The organism is Methylophaga sp. OBS1, from assembly GCF_026319365.1.
In genome coordinates this window covers 1,171,382-1,188,143 of the sequence record NZ_JAPDMS010000001.1, presented here as the reverse complement: position 1 = coordinate 1,188,143, position 16,762 = coordinate 1,171,382, and the positions used below count along the sequence as shown (strand labels likewise).

Genomic DNA, 16,762 nt, shown 5'->3' with positions numbered 1-16,762 from the left:
CAGGGACGTGGCAGGGCAACAAGATGAGGAAAAAGTGATGGAAAGAGGATATTGGATCAGAAGCAAACCACTGTATGACTCGCTGGTGTGGAAGCAGCATGCGACCGGTCATGTTGTTATCGCCGAGGGCGAGGGGGGTATTGCCGTACTGAAGTTATTTCAACAGATGTGTCCCCGTGAACCAATCAAGTTATTGTTTGCTGACGATCCGTCGGCATCAAAAAAATACGCTGAGATTATTACCAAGCTGGTACCGGAAGGTCTGCAGGTCTGTGAGTCAGACCAGGCGGTGCTGGCTGCACTCAGGGAGCAATTACCTGATTGTCTGATGGGCACACAGTTTTATGTCGCCGGCAGTGAGGCCTTCATCTGGGCGGTGATGGATGAGCTCAAAGTCTACGGTGTTCAGGACCGCAATGTGGAAAAAGAGCTGAGCGGGACTTTGGCACGTAGCGTTTACTGTGTTCATTGCAAAACCACGGATAAAGATGTGCATCACAGCATTCATCAATGCAGCGGCTGCGGCCGTCATCTGTTTGTTCGTGACCATTTTTCCCGTCGTTTGGGCGCTTACATGGGCGTGATGGTTGATGCTGAAGAACCGGGCAATGTACCGGCAGCAGAGGAGATTTATCCATGAGTGTATTGAATGTGAAAGTGGTGGATGTGGAACAGGTGACTGAGGTGGTCAAACACTTCACGCTGGTGCAGGAAAATGGTGAACCTTTACCGCATTTTTCCGGTGGCAGTCACGTTGTGGTATCGATGGATATCAATGGTCGCATTCACCGGAATCCGTATTCATTGATGGGGTCTACCGCTAATTCAGACAGCTATCATATTTCGGTACGCAAGCAGGAAAATTCACGCGGTGGCTCGGTCTACATGCACGAGCAGGTGAAGCCGGGTACCCGGCTTCAAATCACCTATCCGGTTAACCTGTTCGCGATATCCAAGCTGGGTCGCCGGCATATTCTGATTGCCGGGGGGATCGGTATTACGCCCTTTATGTCGCAGATTTCTGACCTCAATCGCCTGGGCTACGACTATGAACTGCATTATGCCTATCGCTCACCTGAGCATGCGGCGTTCCGTGAACAGTTACAGCAGCTATGCGGCGATCGGGTTCATTTCTACGTAGATAGCGAAGGCCAGCGCCTGGATATCCCCGAACTGCTGCGTCGTCAACCGCTCGGTACTCATGTTTATACCTGCGGTCCCGAACCGATGGTAAAAGCCCTGCACCTGCATGCCAAGAATCTGGGGTGGCCTGACAACCACGTACACAGTGAAGAGTTTACCGCACCGCCTTCAGGCGATGAATTCACGGTGGAACTGGCGTTGAGCGGTATGGAAGTCACGGTGCCGGGTGACATGAGCATGCTGGAAGCGATGGAAGAAGCCGGGGCTGAACCGCCGTTCCTGTGCCGTGGCGGTGCCTGCGGACGCTGCGAACTGGAAGTGGTGTCCTGCGACGGCGTGATTATGCACAACGACCATTATCTGTCGGACCATGAAAAAGCCGAGGGCAGAAGCATTATGCCGTGTGTATCACGGGCCAAGTGCTCAAAACTGGTGGTCAACCTTTGAGGAATAAATGATGAATATGGCTAAGAATCTTGCATTCAAACAAGAAACCTTCCGTGACGATTACAGCTTCAGCAATTCTGCGGAAGCGATCCGCCGTTTCCCATTCCCGTTTGCTGAAGACGAGTACATGTACAGCGTCAATATTGAACAGCACAACGGTGGCGCACCGGGATCGGTATTTGAGCACGCTATTGATGTCGATGAGCATTATGTCGCTGAATGTGCGGATCGGGCCCTGGTGCTGGAAGACGATCCGCTGCGTTACATCGCTTTGCCGCATATGATGGATGCGCAGTGGGATATGGTGGAACTGATGATGGAGTCATTGTCCACGGATTATCCTGAACAGTTTCAACTGACTAAAGACGGTGATAACTGGCACTGGATTAATAAACCGCTGGGTATCGATCAGAAGTTTGTCTTCGGCGATCAATCCACGTTGCCGATGCAACCCTTCGAATTTGTCGGTCGGCAGGTGCAGGGTGACTGGATTATTCTGGATCAGCGTGATGACGATCTGTTTGCCGATATGGGCATCGTTACCAGCCAGGCCGACTGGTCAATGGCGTTTGATGCCGGCATGTCCTTCAAGGAGTGGCATGGTCCGGTGCCACAGGCCAATGAACTGGGTATTTTCGACCGTGCCCTGAAGTACCTACTGCATCTGCAATATGGCAGTCCGGTTCGCCGGCTGAACTGGACCATGACAGTGAATCCACGACTGGATACCTCACCGGAAAACTACCCGCTGTGGGGACCGGACAATGTGTCGGTCACACCGGAAAACGTGGGTGACAAAGTGCATCTGCGGGTAGAGTTACAGGCGTTGTTCCGCTTGCCACGTAGCAACGCGATTGCTTTCAGCGTGCGTGGTTATCTCGCGAGTGTGAATGAACTGGCGACCTACCCGCGCTGGGCTAAGCGTCTGCGCCGTGTGTTGACCAATCTGCATCCGGATTTATCTGAGTACAAAGGCTTGGATTTCTATCGGCAGATGGTCATTGATCACCTGGCGCCGATGGATGATGGCTCAGAGCTGGAGCTGGGCACGCATCCGGAATAAGCCCTGTAATACTGAACGGAGCCCGGACAGTGATGCTGTCCGGGCTTTTATTTGAGTGAGCACAGCATATGATCCAGCCCCTGCTGTAATTGATAGTAATCATCACACTGCAGATCGGTGATAACGCCCTCCAGTGACAGTAGTTCATCGGCACCGGAAAATACGCCCCGGCCCTGTTCATACACCCATTTGGTTTTACCCGAGCGTGTAATCAGCCGATATATCAGCTGAAAACCCTGTTGTTTAGTCAACTGTTGCTGGACATACTCCCAACAGCCGGACTGGTCATCGGGATGAATCAGGCTCATATAGGAAGTGCTGGGGGTGCGCACCAGCTCATAAGGCTGATACTCGGTGACTTCCAGGCTGCCGGTGCTGACATATTCCAGCGACCAGTTACGGTCGTTTTTACAGCGATATACCATGGCCGGGATCCGCGACATAATCATTTCAGTCGAAGTCCGGGCATTGGCTTTGAGCCCTTCAGAGGCCTGTTTCATACGACTGATATCGGTCAGCGTGCCAATGACGCTGCTGCGTTCACCTTTCAATTTGGATGTGGTTGTAGCGCGTATTTCACACCACTGTGACATACCGTTTTTGGCGATCAAACGCAGTTCGAACTGGGTATGCTGCCGCTTACCTTCTGATAATGCGTGCAGACGGGCTTCAGCCAGGGGAATATCTTCAGGATGAATAAAGCGGAACAGTTCACGACCTATGGTTTCATCAGGGGTATAGTCCAGCAATCGCTGCCACGCCGGGTTAACGAACAATAGCTCCAGGTCGACGTTCACCTGAAATACGATTTGTTCAATGCGCTCCAACAACAGGCGGCACTGAGCGGCTTTGACATCATCGTCTTCAGTGACAGGGTGTGAGACGGTGGTCAGAGAAAACTGCAGCAGGTACATATCCGGCTGCTGTTCGCGGTTGAGCGGTGACAATGACATGTGAACCGGGATTGTCGTACCATCCACATACAGCATGCGCAGCGAGAGGGTGCGGTTATTGTCCTCTTCCTGCTGACTGATGAACTGATTGAGTTGATCGTGGTTACTGGGATGAACCAGATTAGTCAGGGGCATATCACTGACAAACTCCGACATACCGGTCAGGCCCAGTTCCTTGAGAAAGGCGCTGTTGGCGAATTTGATATTAAAACCGTCGATGACAGCAGCGGGAGAGGACAGCTTGGCGGAAATATCCTGGCCCCAGTTCAGGTTGTCGAGGCGGTTGGGTGTCTGTAATTTCAGTCGACGCTGTAGTCTGGGATAGACACTGATAACCATGATCACAGAGATGACTGTAGCCACACTGCTGGCAAGCACGGCCAGGTGGACTTTGAAGGGGGCAGTACTGTCCCACCAGAAACCGAAAATCAATACAAAAATGGTACTGAGCATCACCATGGAAAAGAGAATTAAACTCATTGTCAGGCCTCTGATGTGATTACAGTCAATAAACCGCGGCGGATCAATTCGCTATTCAGGCAAATTTCGATGCTGGTCAACGGTTTCAGTCAGCGCACCCTGTATGCCAAGTTGCTAATGTTACTGGGCTGCTTGCTGTTGACAGTGCTGCTGATGCAGGCAAGTAATTTCTTCTTGCTTGATTATATCCCTTCCAGCCAGGCAGCCATAGACAAAGTCAACACACAAAAGGTCTATTGGCACCGTCAACTCTCCTTTATTAATGCCGTCACTCCGAAGGAAGCCAACACCACTTTTACGGATATGCAGCAGAATTATCTGCGTCTGGATGACGAAAATGTGCAATGGATGCTGAAACAGGAGAACCCTGACATCCGGCAGGCAGTTCATCGGCTGGAACAGCTACAGTCAAGCTTTAACCAGGTTGCTGGCTACAATATGCGCTTGACGGCACAGCTGCGACTCGCAGAACGCATTGCGGAATCCTATGATGCACTCAATCTGGCTTTGCAAAAAGACAGTGAGATTAAACGCTCAGTCATTGGTCTGTTGCAGTCGGTGAGCCTGATCTTTGTATTGAGTTGCGCATTGGTGATTGCTATATCGGCCCGCAAGCTGTTGGTTGACCGCTTTGATAATATGCTGCGCTTTATCAATCAACGTGTTCACAGTCCCGATAGTCGCAGCGGTGACGATGAATTCGCGCTGATTGAAAGCCGTATTGCTGAAGTCACCGCTCATGCCCAGGGCGCTGACGCTGAAATCAGCTGGGCTAACCGAACCAGTGAACAGGTCAAGACCCTGATCCGGGCACAGGATTTTCTGCTGCATTTTATTGAAAGTGCCAGCGAAGATGTGATGAGCGAGCGCACTTTACTGAAAATGCTTTATTCGCTGGAGCGGGTGTTTAACTTCAGCAATGCGGCGTTAATTTATACGGATGATGCGGCGGTGATCACTTCCGAGCGCATCATCTTTTCTCACCACCAGCCGACGCCGTTAAGTGATGCACGTTTTGACCAGCTTATGGCCACCGGCATGCTCAACTTCACGGATCATAACCCGGATAATCAAGCGGTTGCCTGCCTGGCCGTTTCCTTTCCCAGTGCCAGTAACGGTATTGGTGTGTTGCTGGTGGAAATGGAGCGTGCCAGGCTGCTGGAAGACTCGGAAATCAAAGTGCTGGAAATTACGGCCAACCTGTTGGCGATGGTGGCCAAGTACCAGAGTCATGATGAAGAGGGGCGGCGACTGGCGGTGTTGGAAGAACGCTCGGCGATTGCCCGGGAGTTGCATGACTCGCTGGCGCAGTCACTGTCTTTTATGAAGATACAGGTAGCAAGGCTGCAGTCGACACAGCTCGACGAGACCAAACAGGCGGATGCGATCAAAGAACTGCGTGAAGGCCTGGATAACGCCTATCGTGAGCTGCGTGAATTACTGACCACGTTCCGTGTGCACATGGACCTGCGTGGTCTGGGCTATGCGATTCAGGCCGCGATTGATGAGTTTTCTCAGCGCTCCGATATCTGCATCTCCCTGGATAATCGTCTGATCAATTGCCGACTGACGGTAAATGAGGAATTTCATATTCTGCATGTGGTTCGCGAAGCCCTGTCCAACATCGTGCGTCACTCCGGTGCCACTGCCGTGTCGGTTTTAATGCGAATGCTGCGTAGTGGCGCGGTGGAATTGATTATTGATGATAATGGTATGGGGTTAACGCCGGCTTCGCCTACCTACGACCATCACGGTCAGGCGATCATGAAAGAACGGGCATATAATTTAGGGGGAGATATTGAGGTCATGAACCGTCGCTATGGCGGTACCCGTGTCAGGCTGATCTTCACCCCCAAACTGGCACAATAAAAGAAGAGAAAAATCATGAGTGAAACCATCAAAGTCATGCTGATTGATGACCACCCGCTGTTTCGCAAGGGAGTGAGACAGATTATTTCCGATGATCCGGCGTTTGAGGTGGTCGGTGAGGCGGCTTCCGGTCTGGAGGGCCTGGAATTAGAACCGGCATTGTCACCGGATATCATTCTGCTGGATCTGAATATGAAAGGTATGGACGGGCTTGAAACTTTAAGGCGTTTTAAACAGGCCGGTTCGCAGGCACATATTGTGGTGTTGACGGTGTCTGATGCCGAAGATGATTTATTGGAGGCATTGCGCTCCGGTGCCAATGGTTATCTGCTCAAGGACATGGAGCCGGAAGAACTGCGCGCCAATTTACTGAAAGCTTTTGGTGGCGTCACGGTATTGCAGGAGTGTCTGAACGATGTACTGAAACGTGCGGTACTCGAACCCGAATCTAAAACAGCCGAGAATGTGAATCTGACTGAACGCGAAACAGAAATTCTGGAATGCCTGGCCGAGGGCATGAACAACAAGAATATCGCACGTCGATTGGGGATCAGCGATACCACTGTTAAAGTGCATATCAAGAATCTGCTGCGTAAGCTCAATCTGACCAGTCGCCTGGAAGCGGCAGTCTGGCGTCATCAACAAAAATCCAGACACTGAGCTTTTTACAGGCATAAAAAAACGGCCCGCTTGCGGGCCGTTTTTGTTGCGATCTGCTGCAGCAGATCATCACTAGTCAGTTCAGATGGGCTGACGCTGACCGGTGAAGAAACCAACGCCACGGGTGGGCGTTTCAAAGGTGATGGTCTCACCGTCACCAAAGAAGAATACGTCACCGACCTTAGCATGAACCTTGTAGCCGGATTCATCAGTGATGACAAACTCACCATCAACGATGACTTTCATTTCCTCGTAATCATAGGTATAGACCAGTGGTTTGTCGGTTTTATTCAGATGGAAAAAACCGGCGCAGAGGGTTTTGTCTTTACTGTCTGAGACAAAAGTATCGCCAAGGGTCGCATCCACACCGTCAACCCCCATGGAAGGCTGTGGATCTGAAATTGCGTTTTGTTTGTATTTCATTGTCTACCTCAATTGTTTGTCATGAATGACACTCGCATTAAATAGCCCCGGGCAAACAGCGACAATTCTCAAGAAGGCTTACTCATTAGGGAGTATAAAAACGCATTAAATCCAGTAATAACAGCGCTTTGCTGATGGCAGGAGAGCACCTTCCCTCCGCCCTGATGGTGCTCGAATTGACGGCGCAGACGGATAAGCCTAAGTTGAGCTTCGACGGTTCAGGACATAAGGATAGGGTAATGGCAGAAGACAACGATTTATCGACCAGGGCCATTCACAGTGGTCAGATAGATGACCCTCACGGTGCCGCGATATCGCCTTTATATGACACCACGACCTTCAGCTTTGCCGACACCGAAGCGCTACTTGATGTCGTGGAAGGTCGTAAACAGGCTGCTTTCTATACCCGCTATGGGATGAATCCCAGCATCACCTCGCTGGAGCAGCGTCTGGCTGCTTTGGATGGCGCTGAATCGGCGCTGGCATTTGGCGCTGGTATGGCTGCGATAAGCTCCCTGTGTCTGGCCTTTGGCCAGGGCGGTATTGTCTGTCTGGGCGAGATTTACGGTGGCACCACAGCGTTTTTGCAGCAACAGGCTGCCACATTGGGTATCGACACTCGCTTTATCCGCAGTGATGACCGCGCCGGGTTTGAGGCAGCATTGCAGCAGGGGGCTTCACTGGTGTTTATGGAAACCCCGGCCAACCCGACACTGAAAATCACGGATGTTGAGAAAATGGCAGCACTTAGCCATCAGCATGGTGCGAGGCTTGCCGTTGACAACACCTTTGCCACGCCGGTTAACCAGCAGCCACTGGCATTAGGCGCCGATTTCTCGGTGCAGAGCGCGACTAAGTACCTTGGTGGTCACAGTGATCTGACTGCGGGTGTCGTCACCGGCCGTGAGCGCGAGATGATTGAACTCAATGAGTGGCGTAAGAGCCTGGGGCAGACAATTGCGCCGGAGGTGGCGCACAAACTGAAACGCAGTCTGGTGACTCTGCCTCTCAGGGTTGAGCGGCACAATCAGAATGCGCAGGCGCTGGCCGAGTTTCTAGAACAGCATCCGATGATAGATAAAGTCTATTATCCGGGACTTGAGCGGTCGGAGAGTTTCGAATTAGCCCGGCGACAGATGCGGGGCTATGGCGGTATGCTCAGTTTCGATCTTAAAGGCGAGGGTTCGGTAGCCAGGCAGTTTGCCGATAAACTCAGACTCATGACCCTGGCCCCCAGTCTTGGCGGTGCTGAAACGCTGGTCTCTCAGCCAGTGGCTACATCCCATTACGGATTACCATCAGTACTACTGAATGAGGCCGGTATCAGTGACAGAATGATTCGTCTCTCTGTCGGGCTTGAGGCAAAACAGGATTTGATTGCTGACCTGGAACAGGCGCTTTCAGGGCTAGCGTAAATTCAACACATTACTGGGCAAATTTCCCGTCTGATAATGGTGTATAGTCCTGATTAGGGCTGAAGCCTGAAAAATAACAAAAATAATAAAAATCAGATGATTACAGGAGAGAGAAATGGCCAGTGTTTTGAAAACAACGCATCACGGTGCGTGTCCACATGACTGTCCCGACACCTGCGCTATGGTGTTTGAAGTTGAAAACGGCAAGCTGATTTCCGTGAAAGGTAATGCCGAACATCCAATGACCCGCGGTGGTCTCTGCGTCAAGCTCAAAGACTACGAAAAACGGCATTATCATCCCGATCGTTTACTTCATCCGATGCGTCGTACCGGTCCCAAAGGCAGCGGTCAGTTTGAGCAAATCAGCTGGGATGAAGCGCTGGATGAGATCACCACCCGCTGGAAAGCCATCATCGAGGAATACGGGCCGCAGGCGATTATTCCTTATAGTTATCTTGGCCATCAGGGACTGGTGCATGGTCTCAATGGCGGCGATGCCTTTTTTAACAAGATGGGGGCCACTGTCTGTGAACGGACCTTCTGCGGTGAGGGTTCCTGTACAGCCTGGCTGCTGACCGTGGGTCCCACGGCAGGACTGGATCCGGAAAGCTACATTCATTCCAAATTTATCGTGATCTGGGGCTGTAATTCGGTCAGCACTAATCTTCATCATTGGCATATTGTTAAAGATGCTCAGAAGCGTGGTGCCAAAGTGGTGGTTATCGACCCGTACCGTTCCCGTACTGCCAAGGAGGCCGATTGGCATATTGCACCCAAACCCGGTACCGATGGCGCTCTGGCCATGGCAATGATGCACACTATTATCGAGGAAGACCTGCAGGATCAGGACTACGTTGATAACTATACCGTCGGCTTTGCGGAGCTGGCTGAGCGTGTTAAAACCCGTACCCCGGAGTGGGCCGAGAAAATCACCGGTATTCCCGCTGAGGAGATTCGGGTTTTTGCCCGTGAATATGCCACCACGCAGCCGGCGGCGATTCGGCTCGGTGTCGCACTGGAACGTAATTATGGTGGCGGGCAGGCGATTCGCGCTGTGACTTGTCTGCCAGCGTTGACCGGGGCCTGGCGTCATGTCGGTGGCGGGGCCACACAGTTCCCCGTGTGGGAGCATCCTTACAAGTTTGATGTGATCAGCCGGCCGGACCTGATTCCGGAAGGCACCCGCGTCATTAACGCGATTCAGATTGGTCGTGCGCTTAATGGCGAAATGGACCTGGATGTGCCGATTAAATCGATGATGTGCTGGAATGCCAACCCGGTGACTCAGGCCGCGGAAACCGACAAGATTGTTGAAGGGCTGATGCGTGAGGATATGTTCCTGGTCTCGGCCGAGCACTTCCTGTCTGATACGGCCTCCTATGCGGATATCGTGTTGCCCGCAGCCATGGGGGCGGAAATGGAGGATATGATCCTGTCCTGGGGGCATTTATATCTGACCTATAACGAGAAATGTGCCGAAGCACCGGGTGAAGCCCTGCCGAATAATGAAATATTCCGCCGGCTGGCAGCGAAGATGGGCTATGAAGAAGAGAATTTCAAATGGTCTGATTCGGAGTGTCTGGAAAACTACGTGGACTGGGATGCACCGGCCTGCGAAGGCATCGATCTGGCCTATCTGCGCAAGCATGGCTTTGCCCGTCTGAATGTCGGTACCCGTGATAACCGGGTGCCCCACAAAGAGGGTAATTTTCCGACAGCCAGCGGCAAATGCCACTTTATGGTGGAAGGCGCGACCAACTTCGTAGCACCGCCTTTCCGTCAGATGTACGAAGGCTTCCAGCCCGGTGAGCCGATTGACAGCCTGCCGGATTATGTACCGTCCCGCGAAACCACTGAGTCCAACCCGACATTGGCCAGTGAGTTTCCACTCAATATCATCTCACCGAAAAGTCATGGCTTTTTGAACTCCTGTTACGCCAATATCGACGACAAAATTAAAGGTCAGGGTGAACAGTTCGTGATGATAAATGCTGCGGATGCGGACACACGAAACATACAAAGTGGTGACAAAGTGACGGTGTTCAATCAGCGCGGTGCGTTCGAGGGGCTGGCACAAATTACCGATGATGTCAGTCCGGGCATTGTGGTGGCGACGCTGGGATATTGGCGTCAGCTCAATAAAGGCACAGTCAATTGTGTCAGTTCGGCTGAGTTCGTTGATATGGGTCATGCGCCCACTTTCACCGATAACCTGGTGCAGGTCAGTCTGGCGAACTGAGACCGTGCAACACTGTCTAGTTCGCTAGATAGCCGTTCAACGTCTCAGGCGATCTGAGACGTCTTAATTGCACTGCTTCACGTTTGTTGGAGCAGTGCAATGTCATTTTTATTATCCAAAAAATCGTCACGTTTGATGTTGAGGAGCAGTATGAAGTCTTTATTGTCAGTATTCGTTTCATTCGCGTTATTCATGTCTGGTGCAGTGATGGCAGAGACAAAAGTCGCCGTTCTGGATATGGAGCTGCGGGATCTGACACTCGAAGTGACTGACCCAAAAAAGCGGGCAGAAATCGCAGCCAACGATCAGCAGAACCTGGCGCTGACACAAAGCTTGATTCGCGAGGGTGTTGAACAACGCGACCACTATCAACTGGTTGAAATCGACGCCAAAGCGCAGAAACAAGCTGATAAAGGCGTCGGTTTCCTGTTTGACAGACCTGATGCCGCCGCTGATCTGGGTCAGCAATATGATGCGGATTATGTTGTTGTAGGACGCTATCACAAGCCCAGCTATCTGTTTTCCTACATCATGCTGCGGGTGGTTGATGTCGAGACCGGCAAAATGCTGGAAGAATTCAAAACCGAAGTAAAAGGGCGGGCACCGGAGACGATTCCGAGAAATATCGACAACGTCATGAAAGACCTTGATGCGCTGTTGTCATCTCGCTGAGCCCCGCTATTCTGATTACTATCCACGATGACAAAGCGTGACCAGCCAGCTTCTACGCAACACGAGCAGGTGCTTTACTTTGCCTATGGGTCCAATATGTCCAGCAAACGGCTCCAGGCCAGGGTGCCATCAGCGAGTTTCTACGCCAGAGCCAGGCTGCGCGGTCATCAGCTGCGGTTTCACAAACACAGTACAGTCGATAATTCAGCCAAGTGTGATGCCTTTAAAACCGATGAGGCCGATGATGTCACTCACGGCATTCTGTTTCTGTTTAATGCCGATGAGCAGGCCAAGCTGGATAGCTGTGAAGGGGCCGGTTATCAAATCACGCAGGTGGAAGTCGAGTTGGAGGATGGTAAGCGGGTTACGGCATTGACTTACCTTGCAATTCACATCGAACCGAGATTACGACCCTATCCCTGGTATAAACGTCATGTGCTTGAGGGCGCACGGGAGCATGCGCTGCCAGCCGAATATATAGCCTGGATTGAAGCTGTGGAGACACAGGAAGATCCGAATCAACAACGCAGTCAGGACGAACTGACAATCCATCACTAAGCGTGGGCTTGGCTCTGTTTGTAATAAAAAAGGTCAGCAAAAGATAAAATGCTTTTTGCCGTCACGGCCGCATGGTAACCTTATAGATTATCAGGAAATTGTGACATTTTTATGCAAAACGTATTCAAACTGGATGCACTGGCCAACGCCCCCATTAACACGGATCCCTACCCGTATTTCACGGTCGACAGAGCGATTGATGAAGATAAGGTGGGCGCTATTATCGACGCCTTTCCGACGATAAATGATGGTGGCAGTTACAACATTGATGATGTCGAAATGCATCCGACGTTCAAGTCCCTGATCGACTCGATTGATACGCCCGCGTTCCGTCGTATTATCTGTGACAAATTCGATGTCAAAGTCATGGATTTACCGATGATGATTACGCTGCGGGGCTATTCCCGCAAGAAAGACGGCCGGATTCATACTGACTCCAAAACCAAAGTGGCGACAATTCTGATTTACCTCAATCCGGAATGGTCGGCAGACAGCGGCCGACTGCGTGTACTGCGAGGTGAGCACGACATGGATGATTATGTCGAGGAAATCGCCCCCGGCCCGGGCAGTTTGATGGCGTTTAAAGTCACTGACAACTGCTGGCATGGCTACCCCAGTTTCGAAGGCAAACGACAGTCGATTCAGATCAACTTCCTGACCAGTCATGCAGCAGGCAACAAACATCGCTTTTTTCACCGGCTGAGCGCCAAGCTGAAATCATTATTCAAATAAGTCTGCCACTGTAGGCAGACTGTTCACGGAACACTGGCTGTTCCCACCTGTCACAGAATGGTTGTCGACTTCAACTGTCGACACGCAGGTTTTGTGACGTCACTGTCAACGGGCTCGCACGCAGGGATGCTATAGTAGATTCAGGATCCATGATCAACGCATCGCATCCAGTCGGCGCGTCAGACATCAATAACGGAGAATCAATCTTAATGAGCGACCAACCGGGACCTATCTACATTGCCCTCGTCAGTGTTCACGGGCTCATCCGTGGCACCAACCTGGAACTGGGGCGAGATGCTGATACCGGTGGACAGACCTTGTATGTGCTTGAGTTGGCTCAGGCGCTATCGGAAAGGCCGGATGTCGCCCAGGTGGATTTGATCACCCGCCGCATCAACGATGAACATATCTCTCCTGACTATTCGGAACCGGTTGAAATTATTAACGATAAATTTCGCATTGTCAGAATAGATGCCGGTCCCGATGAATACATCTATAAAGAACATCTCTGGGACCATCTCGATGTCTTTGCCGATAATCTCGCCGACTTTTTCCGCGACCAGAATCAGTTTCCGGATCTGATTCACAGTCACTACGCCGACGGCGGCTTTGTCGGTGCGCATGTGGCTAATCTGCTGGGTGTGCCACTGATTCATACCGGCCACTCTCTGGGCCGGGTCAAACGCCGGCGTTTGCTGGCCAGCGGGCTCAGCGCCGAGCAAATCGAGACGCTCTACAATATGTCGCGCCGGGTCGAAGCTGAAGAAATCACACTGGCAACCGCAGAACGGGTCATCACCAGTACGCATCAGGAAATCGAAGAGCAATACGAAATCTACGATCATTATCAGCCCGAGCAGATGCGTGTCATACCGCCCGGCACCAATATCACCCAGTTCAAGCCACCGGTTGGTGGCGAACTGGAAGATGATTTATTCACTTATCTTACAGCCCACCTGACTGAACCTGATAAACCTATCATCCTGGCTTTATCCCGACCGGATAAACGAAAAAATATTGCTGTTCTGGTTGAGGCCTATGGTGAGTCGGATGAGTTGCAGAGATTGGCCAATCTGGTCATCATTGCCGGCAACCGTGACGATATTGATGATCTGGAACATGGTGCTCAGGAAGTGTTTCACGATTTGCTGGTGGCAATCGATCGTTATGATCTTTACGGCAAAGTCGCCTTACCCAAACATCACAAACGCGAGCAGGTACCATTGATATACCGCATTGCAGCGGCTTCCGGTGGCGTCTTTGTTAATCCGGCTCTGACAGAACCCTTTGGCCTGACCCTGATTGAAGCGGCGGCTTCCGGTCTGCCGATTGTCGCGACGGAAGACGGCGGGCCCAGGGATATTATCGGTAATTGTCATAACGGTTTTCTGATTGATCCGCTGGAAGCCAGCACTATCACCGGCGCCTTGAAAAAGCTGCTGACAGATAACGCCACCTGGAATCTGTACTCACGACAGGGTCTGGATGGCGTGGCCAAACACTATTCCTGGCAGGCGCATGCCGAACGTTATCTGCAACTGGTCAGACCGATTGCTGAGCGCGCTGACTTTCTTCAGCGCAAACCGCTGGAACGTACCAGTCAGATGTACGCCGAGCGGGCGTTGGTCAGTGATTTGGATCTGAATCTGATTGGTAACGATGAGGCTTTACAGGAACTGTTGAGTTTATTGCGGGTGAACCGCAAAACCACCAAGTTTGCCATCGCTACCGGCCGTCGTCTGGATGTGGCCTTGCGGGTGATGAAAAAACACCAGATTCCAGAGCCCGATATCCTGATCACCAGTTCCGGTACCGAAATCTACTACGCGCCCAAGCTGACTCCGGATAAAGGCTGGGCCGAGCATATCGATTACCACTGGACCCCACATAAAATCAGGCCGTTACTGGATGATTACCCGGGGCTGGAGAAACAGCCCAAGTCAGAGCAGAGCCGCTTCAAACTGAGCTACTACATTGATCCGGAAGAAGCGGATATCGAGGATATCAAGCGTCTGCTACACCAGGAAGAACAGTCTGTACATGCCCAGCTGGCTTTCGGTCAGTACCTCGATATTCTGCCGATTCGTGCCTCCAAAGGCATGGCATTACGCTATGTGGCGGATCGCTGGCAGATACCGCTGGAGCATATTCTGGTGGTTGGTGGCTCCGGTGCGGATGAGGATATGATGCGCGGTAATACACTGGCAGCCGTTGTCGCCAACCGTCATCATGAAGAATTATCGCAACTGGTCGATACCGACCGAATCTACTTTGCCACCCAATCGCATGCGGCTGGCATTCTGGAAGCCCTGGCTCACTACCAGTTTTTCGAACTCGTCACAAACAAGAAAGCACAATCATGAAACAAGCCCAACTCTTGCTTTGTACCGATATGGACCGGACTGTCATCCCCAACGGCTTTCAGCCGGAACCGCCCGATGCCCGGCGTGAATTCAATCAATTCTGCCGCAGGCCTGATGTCAAGCTGGTATATGTGACCGGCCGCCATGTGTCGCTGGTCAAGCGTGCGATCAAGAATTATGCGCTGCCAGCGCCGGATTTCGCCATTACGGATGTGGGCACCAAGATTTATCAGATAGGGAAAGGCAGTTGGCAGCAAATGGCTGATTGGGAAGCGGAAATCGATCAGGACTGGCATGGTAAAACCCATGCACAGTTGAAAGCGATCCTCAAGCCAATCAATGAGTTGCGTCTGCAGGAAAGCAGTAAACAGAACACACACAAACTCAGTTATTACCTGCCTTTATACCTGGACAAAGACAGCATTATTGCCCGCATCGAGGCTTTCCTGAGTGAAGCGGATGTGGATGCCAGTATTCTCTGGAGCGTCGATGAACCGAAAAATGTGGGGTTGCTTGATGTCTTGCCGCGTCATGCCACTAAACTGCATGCGATTGAGTTTTTGCAGAAGAAACTGGGTTACAACCTGAGCGAGGTCATCTTTGCGGGCGATAGCGGAAATGATCTGCCGGTGCTGACCAGTCAGATCCAGTCAGTACTGGTGGCGAATGCCAGTGATGAGATTAAAAAAGCCGCACAGCAGTTATCCCAGCACAATGGTCACAGCGAGGCGCTTTATCTCGCTACCAATGAGCCGCACAAGCACAACGGTAATTATTCAGCCGGCGTATTGCAGGGGATTTTCCATTATTCGCCTTATTTCGCAGAGACAAGCAACACAGAGAAACTGTCATGACATATCCAAAACCGATAACCGTATTCGGAGAAGTCCTGTTTGACTGTTTTCCCGATGGTGAGCAGAAACTGGGTGGCGCCCCGTTCAATGTTGCCTGGCACTTGCAGGCCATGGGCGACCAACCGGTCTTCATCAGTCGTATCGGTCATGACGAATTGGGAGCGCGAATCCAGCAGGCGGTCGCGGATTGGGGGCTGTCAGCGGCGACCTTACAGCAGGATAAGCGTCATCCGACGGGGCGGGTCAACGTCAGTTTTAATGATGGCGAGCCAGCCTATGATATTGCCCAGGGCAGCGCCTGGGATTTTATCGATTACCCGGCGATTAATGACCTGCCGGCGAAAGGGATCTTTTATCATGGCTCCCTCGCAGCGCGTAGTGAAATCAGTCATCAGACCCTGCAGAAACTTAGTGAAAACCCGGATTATGCTATTTTCGTTGATGTGAACCTGCGCAGCCCGTGGTGGCAGAAAGAAGATGTCTATCAATGGCTCGAACAGGCACAATGGGTCAAACTGAACCAGCATGAACTGGCTGAACTGGGGTTCCGCAGCGCCGATTTACACCAGGATATGACCCGGATGCACACCCATTTTCACCTGGATCAGCTGATTGTCACCTGTGGCGAGAAAGGGGCAATTGTCAGAGATACGGACGGAGAGTTTCATCTGGTTAAACCGACGCTGAATGAACAGGTGGTGGATTCGGTCGGTGCCGGTGATGCGTTCACCGCGATGTACCTGCACGGGCTCCTGCATGACTGGGATATCGATACCACCCTCCATGAAGCCCAGGCCTTTGCGTCGAAAGTGGTAGGACTGCGTGGGGCCATCACCGACGATCCGGAATTTTATCGCCATATCAAACTTTAACCGGAAAAAGCTAAATAAG

15 protein-coding genes are annotated in these 16,762 nt (G+C 51.7%); 13 read left to right on the top strand and 2 right to left on the bottom strand.

The window, feature by feature from the left end; genetic code table 11:
• Positions 1–37: 37 nt before the first annotated feature.
• Genes OMQ46_RS05775 through OMQ46_RS05765 form a run of 3 tightly spaced genes read left to right on the top strand, consistent with a single transcriptional unit; the run spans position 38 to position 2,653 of the window.
• Positions 38–640: a dimethylamine monooxygenase subunit DmmA family protein gene (locus OMQ46_RS05775; protein WP_266235071.1), complete on the top strand. Its 603-nt coding sequence runs from the start codon at positions 38–40 to the stop codon at positions 638–640.
• Positions 637–1,590, top strand: coding sequence for a PDR/VanB family oxidoreductase (locus tag OMQ46_RS05770; RefSeq protein ID WP_266235073.1), 954 nt, complete (start codon positions 637–639; stop codon positions 1,588–1,590). The genes OMQ46_RS05775 and OMQ46_RS05770 overlap by 4 nt, the downstream gene beginning before the upstream one ends.
• 16 nt (positions 1,591–1,606) lie before the next feature.
• Positions 1,607–2,653 (top strand): heme-dependent oxidative N-demethylase family protein, encoded by a 1,047-nt coding sequence (locus OMQ46_RS05765; RefSeq protein ID WP_266235074.1) that lies wholly within the window; start codon positions 1,607–1,609, stop codon positions 2,651–2,653.
• A 47-nt stretch (positions 2,654–2,700) separates the two neighbouring features.
• Here the strand turns inward: OMQ46_RS05765 and OMQ46_RS05760 are convergent, their stop codons facing one another.
• Positions 2,701–4,086: a PAS domain-containing protein gene (locus OMQ46_RS05760; RefSeq protein WP_266235076.1), complete on the bottom strand. Its 1,386-nt coding sequence runs from the start codon at positions 4,084–4,086 to the stop codon at positions 2,701–2,703.
• Between the two features lie 69 nt (positions 4,087–4,155).
• On the opposite strand from OMQ46_RS05760, the gene OMQ46_RS05755 reads away from it, so the two are divergent.
• Positions 4,156–5,955 carry a histidine kinase gene (locus OMQ46_RS05755; RefSeq protein ID WP_266235077.1) on the top strand — a complete coding sequence of 600 codons (1,800 nt, stop codon included), beginning with the start codon at positions 4,156–4,158 and terminating at the stop codon, positions 5,953–5,955.
• Positions 5,956–5,970: 15 nt separating this feature from the next.
• The gene (gene narL / locus OMQ46_RS05750; protein ID WP_266235079.1) at positions 5,971–6,615 is read left to right on the top strand and encodes a two-component system response regulator NarL; all 645 of its coding nucleotides are present in this window, start codon (positions 5,971–5,973) and stop codon (positions 6,613–6,615) included.
• A gap of 81 nt (positions 6,616–6,696) precedes the next feature.
• Here the strand turns inward: narL and OMQ46_RS05745 are convergent, their stop codons facing one another.
• Complete coding sequence (locus OMQ46_RS05745) at positions 6,697–7,038, bottom strand: cupin domain-containing protein (RefSeq protein WP_266235080.1); 342 nt, start codon at positions 7,036–7,038, stop codon at positions 6,697–6,699.
• Positions 7,039–7,277: 239 nt separating this feature from the next.
• Here OMQ46_RS05745 and OMQ46_RS05740 point away from each other — a divergent pair, with 239 nt between their 5' ends.
• The 8 genes from OMQ46_RS05740 (at position 7,278) to OMQ46_RS05705 (ending at position 16,743) form a co-directional block, all read left to right on the top strand.
• Entirely contained in the window at positions 7,278–8,453 is a 1,176-nt protein-coding gene (locus OMQ46_RS05740; protein ID WP_266235081.1) for a trans-sulfuration enzyme family protein, read from the top strand.
• A gap of 115 nt (positions 8,454–8,568) precedes the next feature.
• Positions 8,569–10,692 carry a molybdopterin-containing oxidoreductase family protein gene (locus tag OMQ46_RS05735; RefSeq protein ID WP_266235083.1) on the top strand — a complete coding sequence of 708 codons (2,124 nt, stop codon included), beginning with the start codon at positions 8,569–8,571 and terminating at the stop codon, positions 10,690–10,692.
• 207 nt (positions 10,693–10,899) lie between these two features.
• Positions 10,900–11,364: a DUF2380 domain-containing protein gene (locus OMQ46_RS05730; RefSeq protein WP_266235084.1), complete on the top strand. Its 465-nt coding sequence runs from the start codon at positions 10,900–10,902 to the stop codon at positions 11,362–11,364.
• 27 nt (positions 11,365–11,391) lie between these two features.
• Positions 11,392–11,922 carry a gamma-glutamylcyclotransferase family protein gene (locus OMQ46_RS05725; protein WP_266235086.1) on the top strand — a complete coding sequence of 177 codons (531 nt, stop codon included), beginning with the start codon at positions 11,392–11,394 and terminating at the stop codon, positions 11,920–11,922.
• A gap of 111 nt (positions 11,923–12,033) precedes the next feature.
• Complete coding sequence (locus tag OMQ46_RS05720) at positions 12,034–12,654, top strand: 2OG-Fe(II) oxygenase (RefSeq protein ID WP_266235088.1); 621 nt, start codon at positions 12,034–12,036, stop codon at positions 12,652–12,654.
• A gap of 209 nt (positions 12,655–12,863) precedes the next feature.
• Entirely contained in the window at positions 12,864–15,017 is a 2,154-nt protein-coding gene (locus OMQ46_RS05715) for an HAD-IIB family hydrolase (protein WP_266235090.1), read from the top strand.
• Complete coding sequence (locus OMQ46_RS05710) at positions 15,014–15,871, top strand: HAD-IIB family hydrolase (protein ID WP_266235091.1); 858 nt, start codon at positions 15,014–15,016, stop codon at positions 15,869–15,871. Before OMQ46_RS05715 ends, OMQ46_RS05710 begins: the two co-directional genes overlap by 4 nt.
• Positions 15,868–16,743, top strand: a complete 876-nt coding sequence (locus OMQ46_RS05705) for a carbohydrate kinase family protein (RefSeq protein WP_266235093.1) — start codon at positions 15,868–15,870, stop codon at positions 16,741–16,743. The genes OMQ46_RS05710 and OMQ46_RS05705 overlap by 4 nt, the downstream gene beginning before the upstream one ends.
• Positions 16,744–16,762: the final 19 nt, after the last annotated feature.